Consider the following 3516-nt stretch of genomic DNA (forward strand, 5'->3'; position numbering starts at 1 on the left):
GTGCCCGGCGAGCCCGCGCTCCCCGGGCCAGGCGAGGCCGGCAAGCCACATGGGGGTGTTCGGGTCGTCGGCGAAGGCGTGCACGTCGACGCCCGTGCCGGTGCGCGCGACCGGTGGCCGCGCCGCGTCGACGGAGGCGGTGGGCTGGGAGGCCTCCCGCGCCGGCGTCGCCGACCCCGCCCGTGAACGACCGGCAGCCCGCTCGGCGACGATCGACTCGGCACGACGGAGGTCGGCGGGCAGCGTCACCTTGAACGAGCGCGCGTCGCCCGGCACCACGTCGACGGCGATGCCGGCGGATGCCGCGAGCGCCGCGTCATCCGTGTACTCCTCGGTGGCCCGGGCGTACGCGGCCTGCAGCGCGGAGCGCGGGAACCCCTGCGGGGTCTGCACGGCGGCGAGCTCGGATCGGTCGACCGTCTCCACCACCCGGCCGTGCGGCCCGACGCGCTTGATGGTGTCGACCACGTCGAGCCCGGGAACCACGCCGTGACCGCGGGCGCGAACCGCGGCGACGACCTCGTCGAAGACGATGGACGGGGTGAGCGGGCGCGCGGCATCGTGCACGAGCACGGTGTCGACGACGTGCGGCACGAGCGCGAGCCCGGCGGCGACCGAAGCCTGGCGCGTGGCACCGCCGGCGACCACGTCGAGCGGGGCGGATGCCGCGGCGGCGGCCCCGGTGAAGCGCTCGCGCGTCTCGCCGACGCGGTCGGCGGGCGCCACGATGACGACGTGCGGCGTCTCCCGCATGCCGAGCACGGCATCGAGGGCGACGCCCAGCATCGTGTCGTCGCCGAGGGGCACGAACGCCTTGGGCTCGGAGTGCCCCAGGCGGGTGCCGCTGCCCGCGGCGACGACGATGACGGCGACCCTTGACGCGCTCATGGCACGAGCGTAGCGCGCGTCACCGGCCACGAGCGCGCGAACGCCGCCGGCCTGGGGCCGACGGCGTCGCGGGGTTCGAGACTAGGAGGCGAGGACCTCGTCGAGCACGGTCGACGCCTGCTCCTCGTCGGTCTTCTCGGCGAGCGCGAGCTCGGAGATGAGGATCTGCCGAGCCTTGGCCAGCATCCGCTTCTCACCAGCGGACAGGCCGCGGTCCTGGTCACGACGCCACAGGTCGCGGACGACCTCGGAGACCTTGATCACGTCGCCGGAGGCGAGCTTCTCGAGGTTCGCCTTGTAGCGGCGCGACCAGTTGGTCGGCTCTTCGGTGAAGGGTGCGCGCAGCACCTCGAAGACCCGGTCGAGGCCTTCCTTGCCGATGACGTCACGAACGCCGACGAGGTCGACGTTCTCTGCGGGAACCTCGATGACGAGGTCACCCTGCGTGACGTTCAGCTTGAGGTAGAGCTTCTCTTCACCCTTGATGATCCGTTTCTTCACCTCGGTGATCGTTGCGGCTCCGTGGTGGGGGTAAACGACGGTTTCGCCAACCTCAAAAAGCATGAATGAATGTCCTTTCGGCAACTATCAGGATATCACATTCCGGATCGTGCTAAGGTTCGCCACCCCTCCCCGGACCGCCTCCCGCCGTAGGCTACACTCGGATCGATTCCCTTCGCGCGGGCTCGCATCCGTTCGCGCGCACGCTCGCACTTGGAGGTTCTGTGAAGGCGCGTCTCGCGGCATCCGCTGCTCTGGCCCTCGGTCTCGCACTGGGCGCGAGCGGCTGCTCGATGCTCACCTACCAGGCGACGACCGAGAAGTACGACGCGAGCGACGGCGTCTCGGTCGACGTGGGCGACCTCGACCTTCGCAACGTGCTCGTGGTCAGCGAAGACGGGGAAGACGGCATCCTCGTGATGACCGTCGTGAACAACGGCGACGACGACGTCGAGCTCGGCGTGCAGTTCGGCGAGGGCGGCGGCGACACCCAGACGGTCGAGATCGAGGCCGGCGGCACCGCCGCATTCGGCGTCGACGAGGTCGAGGGCATCGACGTGCTCGACCCGATCGTGCTCGAGGGCATCGACACGATGCCCGGCGCGCTCCTGCCCATGTACTTCCAGTACGGCGACAACGAGGGCATCCAGAAGCAGGTGCCCGTGCTCGACGCCCGCTTGGCGGAGTACAACCACCTCTCCTCCAAGTAGGTCCGACTTCCGAAGGGGCGGATGCCGCGGCATCCGCCCCTTCGTCGTGTCGGCGCTGAGGCGCTCCTTCGCTGAGGCGCTCTGGCGCTCAGGCGCTCAGGCGCTGAGGCGCTCAGGCCTCGAAGCGGTAGCCCAGTCCCCGCACGGTGACGAGCTGCACGGGCTCCGAGGGCTCCGCCTCGATCTTCGAGCGGATGCGCTTGATGTGCACGTCGAGCGTCTTGGTGTCGCCGAAGTAGTCGGAGCCCCAGACCCGGTCGATCAGCTGGCCGCGGGTCAGCACACGGCCGGGATTGCGCATGAGCAGCTCGAGCAGCTCGAATTCCTTCAGCGGCATGGGCACGGGGTCGCCGTCGACCTCGACCGTGTGCCGGTCGACGTCCATGCGCACGCGCCCGCCCTCGAGGATCGCCTCGTCGAAGTCCTCCACCTCGATGCGGCGCCGGAGCACGGCCCGGATCCGGGCGAGCAGCTCCCGCGTCGAGTACGGCTTGGTCACGTAGTCGTCGGCGCCGAGCTCGAGGCCCACGACGATGTCGATCTCGGAGTCCTTCGCGGTGACCATGATGATCGGCACCGTCGAACGGGTGCGCAACTCCCGGCACACCTCGGTGCCCGGCAGCCCGGGCAGCATCAGGTCGAGCAGCACGAGGTCGGCGCCGTCCTGGTCGAACGCCGCGATGGCCGACGGACCGTCCGCGGCGACGACCACCTCGTAGCCCTCGCGCTCCAGCAGGAAGCTCAGCGGGTCGCTGAGGGCGATCTCGTCTTCGACGAGCAGGATGCGGGTCAACTCGGTTCTCCTCGGTCGGGGGTGGCCACGCGGGCGGCGCGGTCGGCGCCCTTCCGGGCGGCGCGGTCGCTGGTCTTGCCTGAGCTCGCGGGGCGCGGCTGGTCGGGCTGCTGCTTCGGTTGCGAAGGGACTCGCTCGGGGTCGTCGGCGGGCAGCGCGTCCTCGGCGCGTGGCAGCCGGATGATGAAGGTCGACCCGCGACCCGGCGTCGACCACACGCGCACGTCGCCGCCGTGGTTCTGCACGGTGTGCTTCACGATGCTGAGTCCGAGCCCGGTGCCGCCGGTGTTGCGCGAACGGGCCTGGTCGACGCGGTAGAAGCGCTCGAAGACGCGCTCGAGGTCGTCGCCCTCGATGCCGATGCCCTGGTCGGTGACGGCGATCTCCACCGTGTCGCCGACCACCTTCGCCCCGACGCCCACCCGGCCGCCCTCGTTCGAGTACGCGATGGCGTTCGCGATGAGGTTGTGCACCGCCACGATCATGAGCGAGCGGTCGCCGTAGACGATGGCCTTGTTGGAGRTGCGCACGGCGATCTCCACGCGCTTCGCCGTCGCGACGACGCGGTTCTGGTCGACCGCCGCCGCCACCACGTCGTCGACGCGCACGCGGACGTCGGGTCGG

The 3516-nt window shown here is 70.6% G+C and carries 5 protein-coding genes; 1 reads left to right on the forward strand and 4 read right to left on the reverse strand.

All coding sequences use genetic code 11. From position 1 onward, the window contains the following. Together ispD and AC1DY2_RS17355 are read right to left on the reverse strand one after the other, a co-directional pair. Positions 1-888, reverse strand: an 888-nt coding sequence (gene ispD / locus AC1DY2_RS17350) for a 2-C-methyl-D-erythritol 4-phosphate cytidylyltransferase (protein WP_476763548.1), incomplete at its 3' end; no start/stop codon positions are given. Between the two features lie 81 nt (positions 889-969). Further along, positions 970-1452, reverse strand: a complete 483-nt coding sequence (locus AC1DY2_RS17355; protein WP_159603022.1) for a CarD family transcriptional regulator — start codon at positions 1450-1452, stop codon at positions 970-972. A 161-nt stretch (positions 1453-1613) separates the two neighbouring features. Here AC1DY2_RS17355 and AC1DY2_RS17360 point away from each other — a divergent pair, with 161 nt between their 5' ends. Beyond that, positions 1614-2099, forward strand: a complete 486-nt coding sequence (locus tag AC1DY2_RS17360) for a hypothetical protein (protein ID WP_309977596.1) — start codon at positions 1614-1616, stop codon at positions 2097-2099. A gap of 112 nt (positions 2100-2211) precedes the next feature. Here AC1DY2_RS17360 and AC1DY2_RS17365 read toward each other — a convergent pair whose 3' ends face one another. Both AC1DY2_RS17365 and AC1DY2_RS17370 read right to left on the reverse strand, forming a co-directional pair. Further along, positions 2212-2892, reverse strand: a complete 681-nt coding sequence (locus AC1DY2_RS17365; RefSeq protein ID WP_159603026.1) for a response regulator transcription factor — start codon at positions 2890-2892, stop codon at positions 2212-2214. Beyond that, the coding region (locus tag AC1DY2_RS17370) for a sensor histidine kinase (protein WP_476763549.1) at positions 2889-3516 on the reverse strand (628 nt) is incomplete at its 5' end. The genes AC1DY2_RS17365 and AC1DY2_RS17370, both read right to left, overlap by 4 nt.

This window comes from Agromyces sp. P1_H4 (genome assembly GCF_056405255.1).

What these genes read in the sequence shown, in the direction of transcription:
- AC1DY2_RS17355 (WP_159603022.1), bottom strand. Translation starts at nt 1,452, where the DNA reads ATGCTTTTTGAGGTTGGCGAAACCGTCGTTTACCCCCACCACGGAGCC.